Here is a 24,125-nt window from a genome sequence, read left to right as displayed (position 1 = left end):
AGCCGGGCGGGTTCGCTGCCCGGCTGGTTGGCGCATTAAAGTTCTCTGGTGGCGCTGAAATGAATGTCCGGCCAGCGTTCTTCGGTCAGTTGTAGGTTGACCCGGCTGGTCGCCAGATACACCAAATAACCGCCGCCGTCCTCGGCCAGATTTTCGAAAGCCTTGTTTTTAAACTCTTCCAGCTTTGCCGGATTGTTCGAGCTGACCCAGCGCACGGTGTTGATCGGCGAAGCGTCGTAGACGCATTCGACATTGTATTCGTGCTTCAAACGGTGGGCCGTGACGTCGAATTGCAGGATGCCGACCGCGCCCAGAATTAAGTCGTTGTTTTTAAGCGGTTTGAATAGCTGGGTCGCGCCTTCCTCGGTCAATTGCACCAAACCTTTTTGCAGCGCCTTAGCCCGCAAGGGATCCTTCAACACCACGCGGCGGAACAGTTCCGGCGCGAAGTAGGGGATGCCGCCGAATTTCAAGTTTTCGCCCTGGGTGAAGGTGTCGCCGACCTGAATGGTGCCGTGGTTATGCAAACCGATGATATCGCCGGGATAAGCTTCCTCGACGTTTTTGCGGCTATCGGCTTGAAAGGTGATCGCATTGGCAACCTGGATGCTCTTGCCGATCCGCACGTGGTGCATCTTCATGCCTTTGTCGAACTTGCCGGAGCTGATGCGCATGAAGGCAACCCGGTCGCGGTGAGCCGGGTCCATATTGGCCTGGATCTTGAACACGAAACCGGTGAATTTATCTTCGCTCGGCTCCACCAAGCGTTGCTCGGCTTGGCGCGGACGCGGCGGCGGCGCGTATTCGGCGAAGGCGTCCAGCAATTCGACGATGCCGAAGTTGTTGATCGCCGACCCAAAAAATACCGGCGTCTGCTCGCCGCGCAAATATTTGGCGTGGTCGAATTCGTGGCTGGCACCCTTGACCAGATCGATTTCGTCGCGCAATTCGTCAGCCTGCAGGCCGAGCAACTCGTCCAAATGCGGGTTGTTCAAGCCCTTGATCAGCGTGGAATCGGCGATTTTGCCGCCATGCTGCGGGTTGAACAGCAAAATCTCGTCCTTGTATAGCTGATAAACGCCCTTGAAACGCTTGCCCATGCCGATAGGCCAGGTCATCGGCGCGCATTCGATTTTCAGCACGCTTTCCACTTCGTCCAATAGCTCGATCGGCTCGCGACCCTCGCGGTCCAGCTTATTGATGAAGGTCAGGATAGGCGTATCGCGCAAGCGGCAGACTTCCATCAATTTGATGGTTCTGTCCTCGACGCCCTTGGCGACGTCGATGACCATCAACGCCGAATCGACTGCGGTCAGCGTGCGGTAGGTGTCTTCCGAGAAGTCTTCGTGGCCCGGTGTATCCAGCAGATTGACGATGGCGCCGTTGTGTTCGAACTGCATTACCGAGGTGGTGACCGAAATGCCGCGTTCCTTTTCCATCTCCATCCAGTCCGAAGTCGCATGCCGCGCGGCCTTGCGGCCCTTGACCGAGCCGGCCAGCTGAATGGCGCCGCCGAACAGCAGCAGTTTTTCGGTGATGGTGGTTTTGCCGGCGTCGGGGTGGGAGATGATGGCAAAAGTGCGTCTACGCTTGTATTCGGTGGCTTGCATGCGGTTTTAGGTCGGAAAAATCAATAACGTTCGCTGGAGGTCGTGCGACACAGTGGCCAGAAACCTCCGCGCGTAACAGCGTATTGTATCTTAATTTGCAGCAAGCCCGGTTCGAGCGCGGCGGTTTCGACGCTGAGAGGCCGTGAAATGTGACGTTTGCTCGGGATTCGGTTTCCGTTTGACTGGCGCTTAGCCGGGTGTCGGCAGCGACGCGGAAGATGCGGAGAATCAGGCGGCGAGCGCGTCCGGGGCGCGGTTGCGCTATGGGCGTAGCGTTCGACGCTGAGTCGACCTCAGTCTACCCATTCGTAAATTTCGGTCAGTAGCGGATCGCATTTGCAGCAACTGCCGTTGGAACAGTTCGAGCCGTTGCCGCTCAGTCTGACCTTGCCTTTACTCATCCATTTGCCGAGCATGCCGCGTAACGCGTCGGCGTCCATATGGAAATGCAGGACCATGTCGTTCAGCGTGGCGCGTTGCCGCTGCTGTAAATAACCGCGCAGGTCGGACAGGATCATGGCGGAACTCCTTCGGTTTGGTGATTGCCGACGTAGCGCAGGCCGGCCAGTATGCTCAGGAAGACCAGTGTCAATCCGGACAACCAGCTTAACGTAGCCTGCGGATGCTGGTCGTAAGTCATGATTTGGTAAAACAACGTCGCGGAAAGGTAGGCGATGAAGGTAGTCCAGCATACGGTAAACAGCGCCCACCCGCCGTTGGTTTCTTTGTAGATCGCCGCCGTCGCGGCCACGCAGGGCGCGTAAAGCAGGATGAATACCAAGTAGGCGAAGGCGCCGATTTTGCCGTCGAAATGACTTTGCATGACCGCGAAGGTATCCAGTTTAACCTGTTGTTTCTCGGCGGCTTCGGCTTGGTCGGCACTGGTCGCGATACCGAGGCCCAACGGGTCCAGCAAGCGATCGGCGACCGCGGCCAAATTGTCCGGGACGGTTTGCAACGCTTCGCGCAATGCGGTGCCTAGGTCGAATTCGGCATCCTCGCTGTTATCCGCGCCGGCCGCCATTTGGCTGTAGAGAGCGTCCAAGGTGCCGACCACGGCTTCCTTGGCCAACACGCCGGTAAAAATACCGACCGTCGCCGGCCAGTTGTCTTCGGCGATGCCGAGGGGGCCGAACAGCGGCGTCAGCGACTTGCCGATACCGCTCAGTATCGATTGGTCGCTGTTTTCGCGGCCGAAACTGCCGTCGCTGCCGAGCGAATTCAGTACATTCAGCACCAGAACCATCGGCACGATGATTTTGCCGGCGTTGACGATGAAGGTTTTCAGACGCTCCCAGGTTTTGGTGTAAATGCCTTGCAGCGTCGGCAGGTGATACGCGGGCAGTTCCATCAGAAACGGGGTGGGGGCACCGCGCAACAAGGTATGGCGCATGATCAGGCCGGTCGCGACCGCGACGGCGATACCGAATAAGTAAAGTCCGAAGACTAAATTTTGGCCGCCGACCGGAAAAAAAGCCGCCGCGAACAGCGCATACACCGGCAGTCTGGCGCCGCAAGACATGAACGGGTTCATCAAATTGGTCAGAACCCGGTCGCGTTGGTTGTCCAGCGTTCGGGTAGCGATAATGGCCGGCACGTTGCAACCGAAACCGACAATCATTGGCACGAAGGATTTACCGGGCAGACCTAGGATGCACATAAAGCGGTCCATCACGAAAGCTGCTCTGGACATGTAGCCGGAGTCTTCCAACGCGGATAGAAAAATGAACAGAAAGCCGACGATGGGAATAAAGGTCGACACAACTTGGATGCCGCCACCGATGCCGTTGCAAAGCAAAACCACCAACCAGGCCGGCCACTGCCAGCCGGTGAGTTGCGCGCCGAGGCCGTCCACCAGCAACGCACCGACCGCTTTATCGAAAAAATCGACAAAGGCGCTGCCAATATTGATCGTGAACATAAACATCGCGTACATCACCAGTAGAAACACCGGGATGCCGAGAAAGCGATTGAGCACCACGCTGTCGATTTTGTCGGTGGTACTGCGCGAGACTTCGTTGAGTTTGCAAACCGCGGCCTGCACCAGTTGATTGACTAGACCGTAGCGCGCGTCGGCGGCGAGGATGTCGATTTCGTCGCCGGTTTCGGCTTCGATCCGTTCGCGTAGCCGATTGACCAAGGGCAACATATCGGGGCCGGCGAAGCGTTTTGCCAGCGTGTCGTTTTCCAACAGCCGCAATGCCAACCAGCGGTTGTCGCATTCCGGATGGATTGGCAATCGTGCTTGCAATTCGGCGACTGCGCTTTCCAGTTCGGCTTGGTATTGGACTTGCAGGTTCGGGGTTGGCGCATCGAGACAGGCCGCGCTGACGATGTCGCGCAACTCTTTAATGCCGCTGCCGGACGCGGCGGTGACCGGCACCACGGGGCAGCCCAGGCGATGGCTCAGTGTTTCAATGTCAATTTTGATGCCGCGTTTCTTGACCGCGTCCATCATATTCAACACGACGATCATCGGTACTCGCATCTCCAGCAATTGCGAGGTCAGATACAGGTTGCGTTCGATATTGGCGGCGTCGATGATGTTAATGACTAAGTGCGCCTGACGCGACGCGACATAGTCGCGCGCGACTTTTTCGTCGAGAGAGATACTGTCGTCGTCGGATTCCAGAGAGTAGGTGCCCGGCAAATCCACGAGTTCGATGCGCTTACCTTGGTGGCGGTATTCGCCGGTCTTTTTCTCGACGGTCACGCCGGGCCAGTTGCCGACTTGTTGGCGCGAGCCGGTCAGCACGTTGAATAGCGTGGTCTTGCCGCAATTGGGATTACCGACGACGCCGACGATGAAATCCGCGCTCATAATTTCTCGATCAATAATACCGAGGCTTCGTTTTTGCGGAGCGACAGCGAGAAGCCGCGAATTTTAATCTCGACCGGGTCGCCCATCGGCGCGAAGCGGGTAATGGTAAATTCGGTGCCCGGCGTCAAGCCCATGGCCAGAAGCTTTTTGCGGTAGACCCCGCCTGACTGGTCGAATCCGACGATGCGGCCCGTATCGCCGGCCGCGAGCGCTTTCAGATAGGTCGACATGTTATAAGCTTATTAATAACTGTTCTCATTAAGCCGCAATATAACACACGGTCACGGCAATGTAACAAGCGGATGTCGATAATTCAGATTAACTTGCGGGCCGCGGTCTTGGGCGCCGAGAAAATGGCCGAAATGTCCTTGACGAATTCCAGGCTGGCGCCACGCCGGCGGTCCGCCACTCGTTTATCCGCCAACGCCTGTGTGGCTTGGTAAGTCTGGCGGCGATCATTGTGCCAATTGCGATTGTGATATTCCCGCACCAATACCAACTTGTTCTTGAAGCGTTGGCCCTTCAAGGATTTGATGGCTCTCAAGCCGACCTTGTCCGAGTCGATATGAACCAAACCATGGTATTCCAGCGTGTGGGTGGTTTTATCCAGAATGACCAGGATTTCCGCTTTCAGAATGCGCGCTCCGCCGAACAAAAAACGTCGTTTCAAGGCTGGAGCCACGTAGGCTTCCAGTTCCGATAAATGCGTGCTGGCCGGCACGTTACGGATAAACAATATCATCGCGAGCGTTTCACGATGGCTTTCGGACACGGGCCGACAGTTCGGCTCGCCCCAGCGGCTCGGTGGCGGACAGGCCGCGGATTTCGCATCGTCCGCCTTGCGCGATGTAATCTTCCCGGTACTGAGCGATGAATTCCATGACGGTATGATCGATCAACTCGGCTTCGGAAAGGTCGAAGATCAGCGCTCGGCCGTCTTGGATTTCGGTCAGCCAGCTTTTCAGGGCTAGAAAGTTCGAGAACAAGGCCGCGCCGCTGACCTTGACGGTCCAGGTGCCGTCCGTTGCGGTTTCGATATGGTAAGACATCGACAGCAAGCGGCGTAGCGAGACTCCGCGTCCGACATGCAAGGCCACTTTCGCGGCGATACCGGCCAACACGCCGGCCAACAAATTGCTGACCAGAATCGCGGCGATCGTCAGTAGAAATAACAGCAACTGTTCTTTTCCCAAGTCCATGCTTTTCGCGAAGGCTTTCGGCGACGCCAAGCGGAAACCGGTGTAGACCAACAAGGCCGCCAGCGACGCCAACGGTATCGTCGCGATCACGCTCGGAAACAGCGCGACGAAGACCAAAAGGCAGACGCCATGGCAAAAATTGGCCCAGCTGGTTTGCGCCCCGGCCTCGATATTCGCCGAACTGCGGACGATTTCGGCGATCATCGGCAGGCCGCCCATGAGTCCGGACAAGGTATTGGCGATGCCGATCGCTCGCAATTCGCGGTTCAAGTCCGAGTAACGACGCAATGGGTCCAACTTGTCGACGGCGGCGGCGCTCAACAGGCTTTCCAGGCTGCCAACCAGGCAAATCGAAATCACGCTTTGCCAAAATGCCAAGCTGGCGATTTTGCCGAAGTCCGGCCAACTGAAGGCCTGGCTGAAATCGGCCGGAATATTCACCAGAAAATCGCTGACGACATCGACATCCTCGGGCATGCGGAAGTCGAGCGGTACCGGGTGGGCGAGACCGAACACCCGTGCCAGTAAAATCCCGGAGGCGATCACGACGATGGGTGCAGGCAATTTATGCAGCCAGCCATGCTTAAGGTGCGGCCATCCGATCAGGATAGCGATGCCGGCCAGCGCGATCAGTCCGATTTGCGGTACAAAAAAGATTAGTTGGCGGGGTAGTTCGCCGATTCCCGTCAAAATATCGGGCGCGTGGTTTTGCACGCCGGCCATGACCGGCAACTGCTTGGCGATGATAATGATGCCGATCGCCGCCAACATACCGTGAATGACCGACGCGGGAAACAGAGCCGCGTAACGGCCGGCCTTCAAATAACCCAGCGCGATTTGCAACAAACCGGCGCAAACGATGGCCGCCAAGGTGTAACGGTACCCGGCCGCCGGATCGCCGTCGCCCAAGTTGACCGCCGCATCGAGGATCACCACGATCAACCCGGCCGCCGGCCCGGTAATCGTCAGCGGGGCCCCGCCGATCCGCGATACCAGCAAGCCGCCGACGATCGCCGAAATAACCCCGGACAGCGGCGGAAAACCGGAAGCCAGGGCGATGCCGAGGCAAAGCGGAAGCGCGATCAAAAACACTTGAAAGCCGGCGCTGATGTCGGCCGGCCAATGATTGCGGCTGCCTGCCGCGGTTGGTGTGGTCATGAGTTCTCCATGCGATAAATGGCGGTGAGCGTGGGCGGCGCGAACCGCTGGCGCCGTTCAGTGGGGGATGATAACCACAATTGCGGTCGGGCCGCACGTTTGAATCGATTTTGGACTGGAGTCCATCTACAACGGCATTTACGCCCAACCGGTCGGCCCCCGGCAAGACTGGGGGTATTGACTATCGAGGTGTTGCACTTTTGTTTTGAATCCGCCTCCCACTAAAAAGCCGCCGGCCCTGACGAGAACGGCGGCTGAATGTCTAAAGTCGAGTACGATAAAATGATCGAATCGAAATACTTCGCTAGTCTACTCGTTTTTTATCGAATCACAGGGGCTTTATGGGATTGCCAAACCAATCACTGCCAACAAGGAATATCCAGCTGGACTTTTTTAGGGGCTTGGCGTTGCTGGTGATATTCATCAACCACATGCCCGATAACCCATGGTTTTGGTATACCCCATCTCGCTTTAGCCTCTGCGACGCCGCCGATGTGTTTGTATTCCTATCAGGTTTTGCTTCCGCGTTGGCTTATGGCCGCTGCTTCGAACGCGCTGGACTTTGGCTAGGGTCGATTCGCATCTTGCTCCGTTGCGTACAGATTTATAGCGCGCATCTCGCGTCATTTGTTTTGCTGGCCTTGATTTGCGTGATTGGCAATCGTTGGGTGCCTGAAATGAATGACATTCAACGTCTGAATATCGTCTATTTTTTCGAGTCGACCGAACAAGCACTCTACGACTTGTTTACCTTGGCCTATGTGCCTAACTATTTCGACATTCTGCCCATGTATCTGGTGATGATGGCGTGGCTGCCAATATTTTGGGCTTTATCGCGCTTGCACGTCGCCGTGGCCTTGGGTTGCTCGCTGGGATTGTATTGGGCAAGCTGGCAATATGGCTGGGAACTGACCGCCAACCCATCGACCGGCCGCCCCTGGTACTTCAATCCCATGAATTGGCAATTGATGTTTTTCACCGGCTTTGCTTTCGGTGCCGGCTGGCTAAGCGTCGGCGTCAGGCATCGGTGGTTGGCGAGTTTGTGCCTTTCGTTGGTATTGCTGTCCATTCCGTTGGGACATGAAGCCACCTACACTAAAGTCTTATTCTGGGGCGAACTGCGCGCAAAATTAGAGCCGTGGCTAAACAAAAGCCACCTCGGCTTATTGCGTTGGGTGCACTTACTCGCGCTGGCTTACCTGATGCACCGACTATGCAACTGGCGTCCGCAATGGCTGTCGACTGCATTGCCTCTTGCCATCGCTACGATGGGGCAACAATCCTTACCCATTTTTCTAACCTCGATGGTGTTGTCTTACGCCGGCGGCATCGTTCTGGACCAGTTCGGTCGAGAAACGCCTATGGCCGTAGCATTGGTCAACTTGGGCGGTATGGCGTTGTTGCTCCTAATCGGGCAAGTGATGGCTTGGCTGGATACCAAGCCCTGGAAGTACTTAACGTCCGAGGGTCTGCCGCAACGCGAATTTCACGGTGACTCGGGGCCGTTCGAGGGGCGTTATCGCTGGGCCGGCCAAGTATTGGCGCTGCCTTTCCTGATTGGTCTGGCGGTACTTCCGGCATTATTGATAAATCGACAACACCTTGGGCCAGTCGGTTCTGATCTGGTCGCTCAGACAACGATTCCTAAGGACCAGTCAATACAACCCGTCGAAGTCCTCGTGCCAGAAACTGAGGCCGATAAGCTGATCGATAGTCGGCAGAAGCTTTAACGGTCTATCGACTCATGGAAGCCCACACTGTCCATCAATTTTTCCTTCAGTTGATGATTATTTTGCTGACCACTCGACTGTTGGGCGAATTGGTTACACGCCTACAAAGTCCGGCTGTAGTGGGTGAGCGACTGGCTGGGGTGATCCTAGGTCCTAGTTTATTGGCATGGCTGGAGTCGAGTCAGGTCGTCAAGTTACTGGCCGAGAGCGGCAGCATTTTACAGTCGTTCTAAGTGGGCTTGGATACCGACATCCGCCAACTGTCTGTTCGAGATCGCGATTTTCGGAAAACTTATTGATGCGTGATTTCCGAGTAGCGATGGGTCGGTGCATTTGGCGATAGCAATTATCATGATTCCGCGAAGAGAATTGGGGAGGAACTGGGGGATAATGATATATGCGCCGTATTGGTCATTGCCATAGCCATGACATTTCTGTCAGCTAACTTGTTGAAGAGTTATTACCGCTACATTAACTAAGCCCATTGCTCTATTTAGGTAAGCATTAGTCTTGGGCGACGCGATAGACGCATGCCGTTCATGGAGCAAAACCATGCAGGAATATGAAAAATCCGAATCCTTGTACATCGTCTTGATCAGCATACACGGCTTGATCCGCGGTCACGACCTGGAACTGGGGCGCGACGCCGATACCGGCGGACAGACCAAATACGTCGTGGAACTGGCCAAGGCGTTGGCAAAACAGCCGAATGTCGAGCAGGTGGATTTGGTGACGCGGCGGATCGTCGACGTTGAAGTCGGCGGCGATTACGCCGAATCCGTCGAGGCTTTGGCGGAAAATGCGCAAATCGTTCGTATCGATGCCGGCCCGGAAGGCTACATCCGCAAGGAAGAGCTTTGGGATCACCTCGACAGCTTTGCCGATAATCTGTTGAGTTGGCTACATGGACAACCGCGCTGGCCGAATGTGTTGCACAGCCATTATGCCGACGCCGGCTATGTTGGCGTGCGGCTTTCGCATCTGACGGGGTTGCCGTTGATTCACACCGGCCATTCCTTGGGACGCGACAAGTGCCGCAGGTTGCTGGCGCGGGGTCTGACAATGGAGGAGATCGAGCAGCGTTACCACATTTCGCGGCGCATCAATGCCGAAGAGGAGACGCTGAGCAATGCCGATTTGATCATCACCAGTACCGGTAACGAAATCGAAGACCAATACGAACTTTACGATTGCTACACGCCGGAAAAGATGGCCGTCATACCGCCCGGTACTGATCTCGACCAATTTCACCCGCCCGCCGCCAGTAATGCTAGCTCCGCGTTTGCAGCGTCGCTCAAGAATTTCCTGTCTCAACCGGATATGCCGATGATATTGGCGTTGTCGCGACCGGACGAACGGAAAAATATCGTCACCTTATTGGAAGCCTACGGCGAATCGCCGCGTTTGCAAGCTAAGGCCAATCTGGTGATCGTCGCCGGCAACCGCGACGACATTCGGGAGATGGACGACGGAGCGCAGGGCGTGTTGACCGAATTGTTGCTGGTCACGGATTGTTATGACCTTTACGGTCGGGTTGCCCTACCCAAGCACCACAAGGCGGACGACGTCGCGGACATTTATCGTCTGGCGGCGGCGTCCAAGGGGGTGTTTATTAATCCCGCTTTGACCGAACCCTTCGGTTTGACGCTGTTGGAAGCGGCAGCCAGCGGTCTGCCGCTGGTGGCCACTGAAAACGGCGGCCCGGTCGACATCATCGGCAACTGCCAAAACGGCGTGTTGGTGGACCCGCTGGATAAATCCGCGATCGCCGAGGCCTTGCTGAGCATACTCGACAATGACGAGTACTGGCGGACCTTATCGGCTAACGGCCTGGCGAATGTCGTCCGTCATTACTCGTGGGAAGCGCACGCCCAAGCCTATCTCCAAAAAGTGCCGCCGTTGTTGCAGCATTTCGAACGTCTGCCAAAGACACCGCTGGTCGCCACAACCGGCCGGCTGCGGTCGCAGGCTATTTTTACCGCGCTGGATAATACGTTACTGGGGGACGACGAGGGACTGGCGCAATTTGTCAGCCTGATTCGCAAAAAGCGAAAAAAATGCCTGTTTGGCATTGCTACCGGACGACGGCTGGATTCAGTTTTAGCCATTTTTAAGAAACATCGTATTCCAGTACCGGATATTCTGATTACCAGCCTCGGTACCGAAGTCTATTTCACGCCGCAACTGATCGCGGACATAGCCTGGAGCTACCATATCGACCATCTTTGGACGCCACAGGTTCTGCGCCGGGTTCTTGGCACGCTACCCGGCTTGACGCCGCAACCCAAGCGAGAACAGAGCCGCTTCAAGATTTCCTATTATTACGATAGCGAGCTTGCGCCGCCGATGGAAGAGATTCTGACTTTGTTGCGCCAAAAGGAACTGTCTGTGAATCCCACGCTGTCGTTCGGGCAATTCTTGGACATCGTGCCGGCTCGCGCTTCCAAGGGACAGGCATTGCGTTATGTCGCGCGGCAATGGGATATTCCCCTGGAGCGCATCCTGGCGACGGGCGGTTCCGGCGGCGATTCCGATATGGTGGCGGGCAATACGCTGGGGGTCGTGGTGGCCAACCGCCACCGTGAGGAATTGTCGAATTTATCGGACATGGAACAGGTCTATTTCGCCGAACACTCCAACGCCTGGGGCATACTGGAAGCTATCGAACATTACGATTTTTTCCATCTTTAGCGGAGCGCCAGCGCCATGATGAATCGTCTTCTGATTTGTACCGATTTGGATCGCACCTTGTTACCCAATGGCAGTCAAACGGAGTCGCCAGGCGCGAGAGCGGCTTTCGCGCGTTTGGTTTCCCGCCCCGAAGTGACTTTGGCCTATGTGAGCGGCCGGCATCGCGAATTGGTGGAAGACGCGATCCGTGAGTATGGTCTGCCATTAGCCGATTGGGTGATTGGCGACGTCGGCACCACGATCTATAAAACCAGCCCCGGAGAATGGGAACCTTGGGTCGCTTGGGAAGAGGATATCGCCGGCGACTGGCGCGGTCTGACGGCGAAGGATCTTCGGCCTTTGTTTGACGATTTGCCGAATTTGCGCTTGCAGGAAGAGGCGAAGCAAAACCGTTTCAAGCTCAGCTACTATCTGACCACGCTCAGCGATGTAGAAGCCTTGCGCCAGGAAATGGCGAACCGACTGCACGCACGAAATCTGGCGGCCAGCCTGATTTACAGCGTGGACGAAGCCGCAGCCGCCGGATTGCTGGATGTGTTGCCCGCCCATGCCACGAAACTACATGCCGTGGAGTTTTTGATGCAGCACCAGAATTTCGATGTCGGCAATACGGTATTTGCCGGCGATAGCGGCAACGATCTGCCCGTGCTAATCAGTGGCATTAATGCGATTCTGGTTGCCAACGCGCATGGCGATGTTGTCGCGCAATCCACGGCGCTCGCCGAGCAAAATGGAACCGGTGCCAGGTTGTATTTGGCTAAGGGAAATTTTTTAGGCATGAACGGCAACTACAGTGCGGGAATTCTTGAGGGCGTTTCGCACTTTTTCCCTTGCACGCGGGGTTGGATGGAACAAGCTAATGAGTAATTGGCGCTTTATCCAAAACGACAACAAACCCCCCATTATTTGGTTAATTATTAGTTTTTTAATCAATATTGGTATCGGCATTATTGATTTTAAACTAGGCAGGGAATTCAGTTTCTCAATATTCTACTTGATACCCATCATATTGGTCACCTTGGCATTTGGTAGGCAGGTGGGTTTAGTATTCTGTGTCTTTGCTACCGGAACCTGGTTTACTGTCGATCAACTGAACAACGCTTCATACTCACATCCGATGATTGGCTATTGGAATGCCATCATGCGCTTTGGCTTCTTTGTAATGATTACCTGGCTTTTACCTGTATTACAAGAGCTGGAGCGCGAAAAACAAATTTCTCGCATGGACTATTTGACCGGCATTGCCAACCGTCGCTATTTTTTCGAGTTACTGCAAGCCGAGCTTAATCGTTCTCGACGCTATAAACATGTATTCACGATTGCGTATATCGACCTCGATGGATTTAAATGGGTAAACGATCAATATGGGCACTTGATTGGTGACAGGCTTCTATGTGCTTTCGTAAGTCGGGCAAAAAACATGTTGCGTAATACCGATCTCATGGCACGATTGGGCGGTGATGAATTTATATTGTTGTTGCCCGAAATGGGGCAAGATGCTGCAAAGTTTACCGTTGAAAAAATTCAGGCCGGATTATTGAACGAGATGCGTAAAAATAAATGGCCAGTCACTTTTTCCATCGGTGTATTAAGCTACCAAAGCGGCGAAATTTCGGCCGATGAGTTAGTAAAACGCGCGGATAAATTAATGTATACAGTAAAAAACAATAGCAAGAACGCAATCGCATATGGGGTTTTTGACCAATAGAATCTTTACCGGTAGCGTGGCAACCTGATTTATTAGTGAGTTTTTACATCATCCCAACCATGGATTCCGTAACGACATGTATGAACAAGTCTCCCATTCGCTATTGAACGCCATTCTGGATGATCTGAAACCGGAGATTCGTCGCCAGGACCTTCGACACTTTTACACCCGGCTGGGCGCCAATTTTTATGCCATTTATTCGCTATTTTTCACGCTGTACGGTCAGCGGGAGGATTTTAAACCGCAAATGCTGCGGTTGGTCGAAACCATGGCCAAGGGCTATATCGATCGGTCCGCCGAGTTGGAGCGCATCGACATGGAGCGCGAACAGGATCACAACTGGTTCCTGTCGCAGAAATGGGTCGGCATGGCCTTGTATACCAACGGCTTCGCGGAAAATCTGGCCGATCTGGTAAGCAAGACGCCTTATTTCCAGGAACTCGGCATCAATTTGGTGCATATCATGCCGATTCTGATGTGTCCCGCGGGCAAGAGCGACGGTGGCTATGCGGTCAGTGATTTTAGACAGATCGACGACAGGCTGGGCGATCTGAATGATCTGCGGCGAGTGGCCAAGGAGTTCAAAAAACGCGAAATCCTGCTGGTACTGGACATCGTGATGAATCATACCTCCGACGAACACGAATGGGCCAGAAAGGCGACTATGGGCGAACGTCGGTATCAGGATTATTACTTCGTCTTCGATAACCGGGAAATTCCCGATATGTTCGAGCAGACCATGCCGCAAGTTTTCCCGGAGTCGGCACCGGGCAACTTCACCTGGAATGAGCACATGCAAAAATGGGTGATGACAGTCTTCAACGATTACCAATGGGATTTGAATTACAGTAACCCCGAGGTGTTCATCGAAATGTTGGATATTATCTTGTTCTGGGCTAACCAGGGAGTTGATATCTTACGCCTGGATGCCGTCGCTTTTCTGTGGAAAAAAATTGGCTCCACCTGCCAGAATGAACGCAATGCCCATCTGATATTGCAATTGATGAAGGATTGCTGTCAGGTCACCGCGCCGGGTGTGTTGTTCATCGCTGAAGCCATTGTCACGCCGCTCGAAGTCATCAAATATTTTGGCGAGGATGCAATCATCGCCAAGGAATGCGAAATTGCTTACAACGCTACTTTGATGGCCTTGCTATGGGATGCTATAGCCACTCAAAATGCCAAACTGCTCTGTCAAGGGATAAAAAACTTGCCGGCGAAACTGGAGCGCGCCACTTGGTTGAATTATGTGCGCTGCCACGACGATATCGGCTTTGGCTTCGACGACAACGATATTCGCGCCGCGGGATACGACCCTCACGCACATCGGCAATTTCTAGTCGATTATTTCAGCGGTCAATTCGAAGGATCTCCGGCCAGAGGCATGGTGTTCATGCGTAACGAAACCACTGGCGACGCCCGTATCAGCGGTTCGCTGGCTTCCCTGGCGGGGCTGGAAGCGGGCCGGGAAAACAATGACCAGGGCTTGATCGATTCCGCAATCCAAAAGATTCTGTTATTGCAGAGCCTGATATTGTCCTTCGGCGGTATTCCATTGCTATACAACGGTGACGCGCTCGGCGTCATCAACGATTACAGTTACCGCGACGACCCCGGTAAAAGTGACGACAACCGCTGGATACATCGACCCAAGATTAATTGGGACAGGGCCGAATTGCGCAAAAAACAAGGCACCACCGAATTTGTCCTGTTCAATGCAATGAAGAAAATGATCGCGATCCGTAAGGAAATCTCCGCGTTCGCCGACTTCAACAACCGGGAACTGGTCGACGTCGATAACGCGCATTTATTGTGTTTCATTCGTTTCGATCACCTGCGTCCTTCCGAGCGGGTGATAGTCGTCGCCAATTTCGATGCCAATCCGCAATACCTGGATCTTTACTTGCTCAAAAGCAAGGGCATCAATCCCTACGGGCAATTTGTCGATGTTTACAGCGGCGGCAAGCCGGAGCAATACGACAGACGGGTCGTGTTGCAGGGTTTTCAGTTCTATTGGTTGTCGGAAATATAAGGTGCTAGTTAAGTCGGCTTCGAATATTTCATCACCATATCGAGTATATTGACCGAGCAGGTTGAAGGCGTTCTTCACAATACTGTCGACGATAGACCTGTTGTCGACGCTTTACCGATTGTTCGACGATGGAAAATCCTAAGCTTGTTTTGTCCTGCAACCCCTGTACCGAGACCACGTTATTTAAAGTGATATTTATGAAACCGAAACCTGTTACTCACCCAAGCGTACTGAGATTGTCCGCGTTACTCTGGACAATCGTGATGGGTTCTCCTTCATGCTACGCCGCTTCGGATTTTCTTAAAGTGGATGGAGCGGATATCAAAGACAACTATGGATTGGGTCGAAAGGTTCATTTATACGGCACTAATCTGGGCGGTTGGAGGGGGCATGAACCTTGGATGTCCCCGTTAGCTGGGGCATCAAATGAATGGGATGCGCGAAGTGTTCTAACCGAGCGTTTTGGCAAGGATGCCGTGTGGGAACTTTACAATTCTTACTGGGATACTTGGATCACGGAACAGGATTTCAAGAACATCGCAGAAGCCGGTCTCAACTGTATCCGTTTGCCGGTATATGCGTTTAACCATATGGATGATGAGGGCAATTGGAGGCGGGACGATACAGGCGCCATTGATTTATCCAGAATCGAGTGGACCGTCAACAAAGCTCGGGAATATGGGCTCTACACCGTTCTTGATCTTCACGGAGCGCCAGGATCGCAGAACGGAGCCCATCACTCAGGCCGGCAAAACGGCGCTTTGCTGTATTCTACCCCGCTCTATCAGAATCAACTGGTTGAGCTTTGGGAAACGCTCGCCACGCGCTTTAAGGATAATGCCGCCGTGGCGGGGTATGACCTACTGAATGAACCTTCCGAGACGTTTCCCGGCCGGATGGGATCTGGGGTGGTTAGCCTTTACAACCGTCTGTATCATGCCATCCGAGCGATTGATCCAGACCATATCATTATTATGGAAGCTATTTGGTGGTGGAACACGCTTCCCAATCCCCAAGAGAAAAACTGGGAGAACGTCGTCTATTCCTTGCATTATTACCAGTGGCAAAACAATAACGATTTCGCGGTGATGAAAAACGCTGTGGATGGGTGGATACAAGACGCGCGGAAATGGGGCACCGAATATAACGTGCCGCATTTTATTGGAGAATTCACACTATTCGAAAATGCCGAATCATGGGATTACGGACTTCAGCAATTTACAGAAACCGGCAGCCATTGGACCACTTGGTCTTATAAGGTAGTAGGTCGTAATAACTGGGGTATGTACAACACAACTGAACAAAATAGCAATGTTGCCAATATTGCCACGGATGATTTCAACACGATCAAACACAAATGGAGTCAGTGGAACACGCCGGAATATTTTTCACCCAACCCGATAGTCATCAACGCCATGAAAAAAGCTACCTTAGGCAGAAACCTGAAGCGGCCCACGCAAACCGTCACCGCTAAATCAGAGAATCAGGCGGAACAAGACATTGTTGGCGTGGCTAATTAAGTGTCAATGTAACGGCTGACGCTTGAAACTGGTTTGGTTGGCAATTGTACGGGCATAGGACTTTACGAATGCTGTCTTATTCTTTCGGCCAGTAGAGGAAACAGCAAAACGGAAATCATCCCGGCACTGACCAGAACGGCTGCTCGATCCGGGGCCATCAGGCCGGACGAGACCCCGATTTCGGAGATAATGACGATCATGGGCAGGCCTGTCGCGGAATAGAGTGCAAAAGGCAATCTGTCGTTTGACGCTAAAACTGGGTAGTAAAGGATTACCGGCACGCCACGAATTAGAATCAACAAACCCAATAGGCAGATGATCTGGACTGGAACCAGCGGATTCGCCCACAGTGCGCTGACGTCAAATTTCATGCCGGCGACGATAAAGAAAATGGGGATTAAGAAACCATAACCGATGGCATCCAGTTTCTGCCGAAGAATCATGCCGCCTTCGCCTTTGCTGGCAAGGCCCACCACCATGCCCGCCGCGAATGCGCCGACCACCACATTCAACCCAAACTCGCCGGCTAAAACCACCAGTAGGGCCTGGAGCGCAATACAGATTCTCACCGGCAGTTGGCCACTACTTTGCATGGTTTGGGCCAGGAGATCGATTAAAGTGGAGGAGCGGGCGTTGATCGCCGTATCCGCTATCACAAAAGTAATCCCCACAAAGGCCAAGATGAAAACGGTATGCAAAAAGGTACTATGGGTCGGGATGATCAGCATGGAGACCACCATCAGCGGGCCGAATTCACCCATTGCCGCCGCCGACAGCAGCATTTTGCCGAAGTCCGTATTCAGAATGCCTTCATCTCGCAGAATCGGGGCCAATACGCCGAGTGCGGTGGTCGATAAGGCTACCGCTGCTAAAAGCGGCGGTGCCTGAATCAGGCCGATGGCATGCACGACGGACATGCAAGCCATGGCCACCGTAAACGAAAGAAACCACCCGCCAATGGCCAGCGTCAAGGGTTTGCCTTGAATTTCGCCGAGATTGATTTCCATGCCCACCATGAACAGCAAAAACGTCAAGCCCAGCTCACCTAGCATACCGACTAAACCGTCTGGTGATACCCAGTTGAAAATATGAGGGCCGATTATCATTCCAAGAAGCATTTCCGTCGCCACGACTGGCATGCGGAAGCGTGTTGGAATTCTGGCAAGCAAGGGAGAGAAAGCCGCCGCCAAGGCGATGACAAATAATGCGATACGGTAAGATTCCATAACTGTGTCTCCTAAGAGGTGCTGGCTAGAATATCAGGCGGTATCAGTGAAATTATTACTGAATTCGTTTTTGTCGCAATTCGTTTTCCAGCAAGGCTTCATAAACGGGAGGACATCCTAACCAATTCACGATGAGCAAAGCGGTAAAACAGGCGATGAATAGCGGCAAAATCAATGCGTAATCACTGGTCATCTCGATGATTAACACGATGCCCGTTAAAGGCGCTTGTACCACTCCGCTAAAATATGCAGCCATCCCGATAACGGCAAATAGCCTAGGATCTGCATTTAATTCGGGAAAAAACAATTGTGTGGTCGCACCGACACCCCAACCCAGCAATGCGCCCAAAACCAAGATCGGCATAAAAATCCCCCCGGCCGCGCCCGAGCAGGAACTACCGATAGTCAACACGAATCGGCTGACAAAGAATAGCGCTATCGTTCCCAGTGTGAGTTCCCGGCCTACGAGAATTTCATTCACAAAATCATAGCCGCCGCCCAATAATTCGGGCGCATACCAAGCTGTGGCTGTCAGCCAGGTTGCCAAAGTCAGCCACCACATCGTTTTCGGCCAAACACTCAGGGTAATCAATCGTTGTCCCCGCAACAAGGCATGCGTGAACAAACTACCCAATAGGGCGGATAGTAAACCCAAAGGAACGAATGCAATAAGAAGACTCAGCGGCGGAGCGGTGAAATTAACGAAATGAAAGGCGGGTTGTTGGCCGAGCGCCGCGCGGCACACCATATCCGCTGTCAGACAGGCCATGGCGGCGGTCACGAATTCGAGCGAAGAGCATCGCCGTTCAAGTTCTTCCAATACAAAGGTCAAGCCGGAGAGAGGGGCGTTGAATGCCGCCGTGAGTCCGGCGCCGCCGCCGGCAGCAATCAATATCGTATGCTCGGGGTTACCGTTTTTAGGCCAGATATTGGCTAGCCCTTGCCCTATGGAACTTCCCATATGTACACAGGGACCGGCGCGACCAACGACAAGGCCGCCAATGCCGCCAATGACCATGCTGATAAACTTGGTAATCAGCACCCGAAACCAGCGGAAATGCCGGTGCCCAATCAATACGCCCTTAATGTGGGGGATGCCGCTGCCGCTTGCCTCGGGTGCAAATTGTCTGACGATTCCGGCGGAGATGATCAGGGTGATTAACGCTAATCCCAGAATCATTCCAACGCCGAAGTCGGGGTTCTGATGTGATAAGTCTAAAAACTTTTTTCGAAATGCTTCTGCGCTATTCATTGCTATATGGAATGCTACCGAAGTTGCGCCGGTCGTCAATCCGAGCACAAGCGCTTGGGGTATCAAATGGTTCCGCTGCCGATTAAATTCTACCTTTGAAGCGGATTGGTGTTCTGATGGATCACGTTGCAACAAATTTCCCCCGGAGGCAGGTGATTGGCCTTCACAATCGACGATTACAGCCAAGTTACGTTTCCCGACAAAGTAAGCGATTTGAAATCGCCAGCCATATATTCGGTGCAGCCTTACCAAACGAACCGACAATGGCTAGAGCTTCACCGAATACCTTTCTTTCTTAACGCATTCAGTCGCTTTAATCTATTGGGTCATTTGCGTTACTGACCGCATTCTAGTGATGAGGTAATGTTGAAGCAAACAATGTTTGTAGAAACGCATTGTTGCAAAGAGGGGCAGGTTCTAACGGGTTGATTTCTCGATAACATTGTTTGCGACAGGAGGCCGCTAAGCGCGAATCGTTGCAGTTAGACGATTCGCGATTTGTGAGGGTATCCTTACAAGAGGATATTTTGCCGCCTATTTGGGAGTATTGGGATGTCGACCCAAGCGACCTTGGTTGTAATAATAAATGTCTGAGCAAGACACTCTATTCGGATCCGTTTGGAAATCGTGTCCGCGGATACTTCTGGTTGAATTTTCAGAGCTTACAATGTATGAGCGGGACTTAAGGCACTGTATAACCGCTTGCCTTGTACTTTCAGCAAACCGCTTCGATTGGCTCGATTGAGCGCCTGGCTCCGGATTGTGTTGCTCGCAACCGAAGATACATAGCAAACTGACAATAAATATCACAGCTGTGCAACGCGTGAAGCTCATAAAAACCCCAATGGCCCTGACGATGTTTGTATTAGTCGAGTAATCACGACACGGAGTGCGCGATTAAAAATGACTAAACCCGGATGCCGTTACGCTTCGATACTTTCCGACGCCTCATGCGTTAACAACTCCACTAAGTCGTTGAATTCACTGATAAGCGTGATTCCAGGCTCCTCAAGTAGTTTAGGCGACTTGGGATCGATGACGAAGGCGTTATCTGCTAGCCGCAACATTTCCAAATCATTAAGGTTATCGCCGACAGCCCAAATCAGTTCGACCGGGGGTTGTGATTTATCTGCCAAGAAGCATCGCATCGCGTTGCTTTTACAAATCGGGGTAACTGAATTGACGTCGTCGGGCAAGAAAGCCGGATTGATTTGTAACTGGCCGTTGCAGACCTCCCCATCGAAAGTCAGGGTATGAGCCAGCGCGAAATCAGCAAATATGCGACGTCTTATAATATCGGCAGCAACAAAATAGCTGTCGCTGACGACACCGACCATGAAACCGGCTCGTCTTGCCTGCTTGACGAATTCGATGACGCCTGGACGGATTTCCAGCGTACGAGCCACCTGTTCGAATTGCTGCTTGTGAATGAAGCGAAACAACTCGGCAATCCGCTCGCTACGAGTTATGGCATCGTCATGAGGCGTATCCAGTAGTTGCACCAAAGCCGCTTCGTTTCCGGTGTTGCGTGCCAGTTCCAGCGCAAATCGCGATGGGGTTACCGTGCCGTCCATGTCCAGCAAAAGTAAGCATCGGCGTCCCCTGCGAAGAGACAGCACATAATCGATACCGGCAGCCACTTGGCGTTGGTTCTCGTACATGGCCGTGACCTGTTCCACATGCAGGCGTCCAGCTTTTTTGGCGCGATCGAAAATGGCGCGGCTGACCTCGTTGGCCATCAGCGATAAATCTTGCAGCGGCTGGCTATCATGTTCCAACAAGCCAATGTCAACTTCCGCCAGCTTGGCGCCGGCCAAATGAGCGTCAAGCAACAGACCGGCATCGACACCATAATCATCTTCGAATCTAATGGTTTGCAACAGGCGTTTGCGTGCGGCAATGATTCCGCCCAACGGCTGAGCCAGATGCGCCAGTTCGGGGAAGAACACTTTCAGCATTGGTTTGGCGGTGAGTTCGGTAACCCGGCCGCCACCGCGTCCGAAGCGGGCTTTGACGAAGTCCGCCCCCTCGTTAAGCAGCGGCAAGCAGAGGCTGGTGACGATGCCTGGACGTAAATTGGTCAGATCGCCGTCCAGATAAACGACCAAATCATGAGTAGCCGCCGCCGCGCCGTCGCGCATCGAGACGCCTTTGCCCAACATGCTACTGGTCATGACCTTGGCACCGGCCTGTCTTGCCAGCATCGCTGTATCGTCGATGGAGCTATCGTCGACGACAATCACTTCGGCGGTAGCCGAGTCTGCCAAGGCGTAAGCAACCACTTCCTGGATGCGTCTGGCTTCGTTCAAAGCCGGTATCACGACGGTCGCACAGGCGTTCGAATCGCGTTGTTGATGAGTCCGTCTGTTTTTCTTTCTCTTGACGAATACCCAGTGTCGATATTTCGATTTCATGCGCTATTCCTAGTCATTTGCAGTCCCGAAGTCGGTCCCACAGTTTCAAGTGGGCCCAATTCTGCGAGTTTCGGCTGCTAAGGTGACATCCCGGATAGTTGGAATGTTTGTCGGCTTACGCCGTTGTCGACGAAGATTGATCGATAGGGACTGGGGTGTTTTGACCGCAACACGATGCCAGCAATATGACAGAGGAGAGCCAAACCAGGCAAATCAACAATCTAACGTAAATATTTGAAAACATTTTAATTTCGTCATTTTGGCGCTTTGTTTTGGGTATCGCTGTTGGACAGAGAGCGTCTAGCGGTCGTGAAAGCGTCTTTGCTAATTCCGTTACTTGTAAGCAGTATGCGTCGGAGGCAAGTTAAGGAGCGGATTTCGTTGCGCTGTCAATTTTTGAAACCACATCAAACCATTCCAAGGCAGGTAATCCGCTCTTAGACTTGCCGAGAGCATTATAATGACCCAACAATGTTGACGCAAACATTGTTTGTGTCAACATATATATCGAGACGCCGATCTGCCAGATCTTCCGCATACTGTACGGAGCCAGCGGAAAAATTCTGAGTTCGTTATGCCCGAATCAAGCGGGCCACATTGGCTGTCAGGTGGGTAATAATGTTTTTGACACCTTAATTTTGCCGACTATAAACCGTAACCCCATGAACAAATCAGCACTGCCAACCACCAACACCGACGGCTCCAAACAATGGCCACATGAAGTCTTGAAACAATTTCGAATGATTTTTAAGGCCGTTCAGCAACACTCCCAATGGGTAGAAACGCATTGCGGCGTTACCAGCGCTCAACTGTGGGCACTCTGGGAGTTATCAAAAAATCCGGGATTGAAAGTCACCGAACTAGCTAAAGCGATGTCGATCCATCATTCCACCGCCAGCAATATGCTCGACAAACTGGCCAAGAAGGGATTAATCATGCGGGAGCGCGTTAGTCAGGACCAACGGGTTGTTACCGTGATGTTGACTCAGGACGGTATTGAACTATTAAACCAAGTAAGCTCGCCGCCGCAGGGCATTTTGCAACATGCACTATTTGCCTTGCCGGAAAATGTTCTGAAGTCTCTGGCCAAGAATCTCGATGTGCTTGTTAAAGAAATGCAAATTAAGGACGACGAAGCCGCGATGCAGCCTATTAATCCGCTGCCTAAAAAATCGCCTTCAGCCAAAAATCAAGGGTGAACGTTTAGGCCAACCCAAGTATGTTGCGGGTATGGACAATGAGAACGTGATCGACTCAAAAAGTCGATCGTTGAACGACAGAAATGGAAGAATGTATGAACGAACTAAACAAGTTTTTGCTTGGCTCATTAGCAGCTGCCGGACTAATGTTATTTTCAACCAACGTGCTTGCTGAAACTTTTTCTCAAGCCCTGGATTTGAGCGGACATTGGGTCGGATACCTCTGTGTAGGCCTGTTTGCGATCGCGTACCTCTTTGTGGTCCTTGAAGAAGTATTGGAATTACGAAAATCCAAGCCGATGATGTTGGCGGCGGCGCTGATATGGGTGGCTATTGCCCTGGTTTATAAGAACCAAGGCTTATCGTCGGTCGCCGAAACGGCGATTCGGCACGATGTTTTGGACTACGGCGAGTTATTACTATTCCTGATTGTTTCCATCGCTTACATCAATGCGATGGAAGAGAGACGCGTCTTCGACAGCCTGCGGGCTTGGTTGGTTAATCGGGGTTCGAGTTATCGTCAGTTGTTTTGGGTTACAGGGGGCTTGGCTTTTTTCATTTCCTCGGTGTCCAATAACATGACTACCGCGATGTTGATGTGCGCGGTGGTCATGGCGGTAGGCAAGGACAACCCCAAATTCGTCGGCGTATCCTGTGTCAATACCGTGGTGGCTGCCAATGCAGGTGGGGCGTTTTGCCCGTTCGGCGACATCACCACCTTGATGGTCTGGCAAAAGGGCATCATCGAATTCTGGACCTTCTTCAAATTGTTTGTGCCCTCGGTGGTTAACTTCCTGATCCCCGCCGCGATCATGCATTTCGCGATTCCCAAAACCCAGCCGGCGCCTATTCATGCCAAGGTCATGACTCGCCGTGGCGCTAAACGTATCGTAGTGTTATTTCTGCTCACCGTACTCACGGCGGTGACTTTCCAAAACAGTCTGCAACTGCCGGCGGCGGTCGGCATGATGGCCGGTCTGACTTATCTGCAATTGTTCGGCTATTTCCTGCACGTCACCCATCGCGACGAGCCGGAACTAGGGCTGGATCCAATGTCCGGCGAGGAAGTCAAGGGTAGCGCCGATGCAGATAGTTTGCGCTTTGATGTCTTTCATCATCTGGCGCGCATGGAATGGGATACCTTGCTGTTTTTCTATGGTGTCGTGCTGTGTGTGGGCGGTATGAACTTCCTCGGCTATCTACAACATTTGTCCGGTTTTCTCTATGGTGAACTGGGTGCTACCCCAGCCAACATACTGGTTGGCGTTATTTCCGCGCTGATCGACAATATCCCGGTTATGTTCGCCATCCTGGCCATGCATCCCGAAATGTCGGAAGGCCAATGGTTGTTGGTAACGCTGACCGCCGGTGTTGGTGGCAGTCTGCTCTCGGTTGGCTCTGCCGCGGGCGTGGCCTTGATGGGCCAAGCCAAGGGCGCGTACACATTCCTAACTCATCTGAAATGGGCGCCGGTGATTGCGCTAGGTTATTTTGGCGGTATCGGTGCGCACTTTTTAATGAATGCCGAGCTGTTTTGATCGCATAGAGTGCTTTAACTAGTCGCA

Annotated in this window: 17 protein-coding genes; 8 read left to right on the top strand and 9 right to left on the bottom strand. The window is 53.0% G+C overall.

What is annotated here, in order from left to right; all coding sequences use genetic code 11:
- Positions 1–35: 35 nt before the first annotated feature.
- The 6 genes from A1355_RS23365 to A1355_RS23340 form a co-directional block, all read right to left on the bottom strand.
- On the bottom strand, positions 36–1,610 hold the full coding sequence (locus A1355_RS23365; RefSeq protein ID WP_064031684.1) for a peptide chain release factor 3: 1,575 nt from the start codon (positions 1,608–1,610) through the stop codon (positions 36–38).
- A 293-nt stretch (positions 1,611–1,903) separates the two neighbouring features.
- Positions 1,904–2,128, bottom strand: a complete 225-nt coding sequence (locus A1355_RS23360; protein WP_064031683.1) for a FeoC-like transcriptional regulator — start codon at positions 2,126–2,128, stop codon at positions 1,904–1,906.
- Positions 2,125–4,431, bottom strand: a complete 2,307-nt coding sequence (gene feoB / locus A1355_RS23355; RefSeq protein WP_064031682.1) for a Fe(2+) transporter permease subunit FeoB — start codon at positions 4,429–4,431, stop codon at positions 2,125–2,127. The genes A1355_RS23360 and feoB overlap by 4 nt, the downstream gene beginning before the upstream one ends.
- The gene (locus A1355_RS23350; protein ID WP_064031681.1) at positions 4,428–4,661 is read right to left on the bottom strand and encodes a FeoA family protein; all 234 of its coding nucleotides are present in this window, start codon (positions 4,659–4,661) and stop codon (positions 4,428–4,430) included. The genes feoB and A1355_RS23350 overlap by 4 nt, the downstream gene beginning before the upstream one ends.
- Before the next feature lie 83 nt (positions 4,662–4,744).
- Positions 4,745–5,173 carry a hypothetical protein gene (locus A1355_RS23345; protein ID WP_064031680.1) on the bottom strand — a complete coding sequence of 143 codons (429 nt, stop codon included), beginning with the start codon at positions 5,171–5,173 and terminating at the stop codon, positions 4,745–4,747.
- 10 nt (positions 5,174–5,183) lie between these two features.
- The gene (locus A1355_RS23340) at positions 5,184–6,788 is read right to left on the bottom strand and encodes a SulP family inorganic anion transporter (protein WP_064031679.1); all 1,605 of its coding nucleotides are present in this window, start codon (positions 6,786–6,788) and stop codon (positions 5,184–5,186) included.
- Between the two features lie 341 nt (positions 6,789–7,129).
- Between A1355_RS23340 and A1355_RS23335 the strand changes: the two genes are divergently transcribed.
- The 6 genes from A1355_RS23335 (at position 7,130) to A1355_RS23305 (ending at position 16,469) form a co-directional block, all read left to right on the top strand.
- Positions 7,130–8,518 carry an OpgC family protein gene (locus A1355_RS23335; protein ID WP_064031678.1) on the top strand — a complete coding sequence of 463 codons (1,389 nt, stop codon included), beginning with the start codon at positions 7,130–7,132 and terminating at the stop codon, positions 8,516–8,518.
- Positions 8,519–9,070: 552 nt separating this feature from the next.
- A complete protein-coding gene (locus tag A1355_RS23325; RefSeq protein WP_064031694.1) occupies positions 9,071–11,209 on the top strand; it encodes an HAD family hydrolase in 2,139 nt (712 codons plus the stop codon).
- A 15-nt stretch (positions 11,210–11,224) separates the two neighbouring features.
- Positions 11,225–12,076: an HAD-IIB family hydrolase gene (locus A1355_RS23320; protein WP_064031676.1), complete on the top strand. Its 852-nt coding sequence runs from the start codon at positions 11,225–11,227 to the stop codon at positions 12,074–12,076.
- Entirely contained in the window at positions 12,069–12,917 is an 849-nt protein-coding gene (locus A1355_RS23315; RefSeq protein ID WP_064031675.1) for a GGDEF domain-containing protein, read from the top strand. The genes A1355_RS23320 and A1355_RS23315 overlap by 8 nt, the downstream gene beginning before the upstream one ends.
- A 76-nt stretch (positions 12,918–12,993) precedes the next feature.
- Positions 12,994–14,949 carry an alpha-amylase family glycosyl hydrolase gene (locus tag A1355_RS23310; protein ID WP_064031674.1) on the top strand — a complete coding sequence of 652 codons (1,956 nt, stop codon included), beginning with the start codon at positions 12,994–12,996 and terminating at the stop codon, positions 14,947–14,949.
- A 197-nt stretch (positions 14,950–15,146) separates the two neighbouring features.
- Positions 15,147–16,469 carry a glycoside hydrolase family 5 protein gene (locus A1355_RS23305; RefSeq protein WP_197471893.1) on the top strand — a complete coding sequence of 441 codons (1,323 nt, stop codon included), beginning with the start codon at positions 15,147–15,149 and terminating at the stop codon, positions 16,467–16,469.
- A gap of 62 nt (positions 16,470–16,531) precedes the next feature.
- On the opposite strand, the gene A1355_RS23300 is transcribed toward A1355_RS23305, so the two are convergent.
- From A1355_RS23300 to A1355_RS23290, 3 genes are all read right to left on the bottom strand, one after another.
- A complete protein-coding gene (locus A1355_RS23300) occupies positions 16,532–17,695 on the bottom strand; it encodes a cation:proton antiporter (RefSeq protein ID WP_064031672.1) in 1,164 nt (387 codons plus the stop codon).
- A gap of 55 nt (positions 17,696–17,750) precedes the next feature.
- Positions 17,751–19,133 carry a H(+)/Cl(-) exchange transporter ClcA gene (clcA, locus tag A1355_RS23295; RefSeq protein WP_231883771.1) on the bottom strand — a complete coding sequence of 461 codons (1,383 nt, stop codon included), beginning with the start codon at positions 19,131–19,133 and terminating at the stop codon, positions 17,751–17,753.
- Between the two features lie 737 nt (positions 19,134–19,870).
- Positions 19,871–21,361, bottom strand: coding sequence for an HAD-IB family phosphatase (locus A1355_RS23290; RefSeq protein WP_064031671.1), 1,491 nt, complete (start codon positions 21,359–21,361; stop codon positions 19,871–19,873).
- Positions 21,362–22,023: 662 nt separating this feature from the next.
- Between A1355_RS23290 and A1355_RS23285 the strand changes: the two genes are divergently transcribed.
- Positions 22,024–22,560: a MarR family winged helix-turn-helix transcriptional regulator gene (locus A1355_RS23285; RefSeq protein ID WP_064031670.1), complete on the top strand. Its 537-nt coding sequence runs from the start codon at positions 22,024–22,026 to the stop codon at positions 22,558–22,560.
- Between the two features lie 95 nt (positions 22,561–22,655).
- Positions 22,656–24,098, top strand: a complete 1,443-nt coding sequence (gene nhaD, locus A1355_RS23280) for a sodium:proton antiporter NhaD (protein ID WP_064031669.1) — start codon at positions 22,656–22,658, stop codon at positions 24,096–24,098.
- Positions 24,099–24,125 lie beyond the last annotated feature (27 nt).

It is taken from the genome of Methylomonas koyamae, assembly GCF_001644025.1.
Taxonomy (GTDB): Bacteria; Pseudomonadota; Gammaproteobacteria; order Methylococcales; family Methylomonadaceae; genus Methylomonas; species Methylomonas koyamae_A.
This window is presented reverse-complemented; position numbering and strand designations above follow the sequence as displayed.

Bases quoted from the DNA above. Each gene is read 5' to 3' on its own strand.
- A1355_RS23365 (WP_064031684.1), bottom strand. From the start codon at position 1,610: ATGCAAGCCACCGAATACAAGCGTAGACGCACTTTTGCCATCATCTCC.
- A1355_RS23360 (WP_064031683.1), bottom strand. From the start codon at position 2,128: ATGATCCTGTCCGACCTGCGCGGTTATTTACAGCAGCGGCAACGCGCC.
- feoB (WP_064031682.1), bottom strand. From the start codon at position 4,431: ATGAGCGCGGATTTCATCGTCGGCGTCGTCGGTAATCCCAATTGCGGC.
- A1355_RS23350 (WP_064031681.1), bottom strand. From the start codon at position 4,661: ATGTCGACCTATCTGAAAGCGCTCGCGGCCGGCGATACGGGCCGCATC.
- A1355_RS23345 (WP_064031680.1), bottom strand. From the start codon at position 5,173: ATGATATTGTTTATCCGTAACGTGCCGGCCAGCACGCATTTATCGGAA.
- A1355_RS23340 (WP_064031679.1), bottom strand. From the start codon at position 6,788: ATGACCACACCAACCGCGGCAGGCAGCCGCAATCATTGGCCGGCCGAC.
- A1355_RS23335 (WP_064031678.1), top strand. From the start codon at position 7,130: ATGGGATTGCCAAACCAATCACTGCCAACAAGGAATATCCAGCTGGAC.
- A1355_RS23325 (WP_064031694.1), top strand. From the start codon at position 9,071: ATGCAGGAATATGAAAAATCCGAATCCTTGTACATCGTCTTGATCAGC.
- A1355_RS23320 (WP_064031676.1), top strand. From the start codon at position 11,225: ATGATGAATCGTCTTCTGATTTGTACCGATTTGGATCGCACCTTGTTA.
- A1355_RS23315 (WP_064031675.1), top strand. From the start codon at position 12,069: ATGAGTAATTGGCGCTTTATCCAAAACGACAACAAACCCCCCATTATT.
- A1355_RS23310 (WP_064031674.1), top strand. From the start codon at position 12,994: ATGTATGAACAAGTCTCCCATTCGCTATTGAACGCCATTCTGGATGAT.
- A1355_RS23305 (WP_197471893.1), top strand. From the start codon at position 15,147: ATGAAACCGAAACCTGTTACTCACCCAAGCGTACTGAGATTGTCCGCG.
- A1355_RS23300 (WP_064031672.1), bottom strand. From the start codon at position 17,695: ATGGAATCTTACCGTATCGCATTATTTGTCATCGCCTTGGCGGCGGCT.
- A1355_RS23290 (WP_064031671.1), bottom strand. From the start codon at position 21,361: ATGAAATCGAAATATCGACACTGGGTATTCGTCAAGAGAAAGAAAAAC.
- A1355_RS23285 (WP_064031670.1), top strand. From the start codon at position 22,024: ATGAACAAATCAGCACTGCCAACCACCAACACCGACGGCTCCAAACAA.
- nhaD (WP_064031669.1), top strand. From the start codon at position 22,656: ATGAACGAACTAAACAAGTTTTTGCTTGGCTCATTAGCAGCTGCCGGA.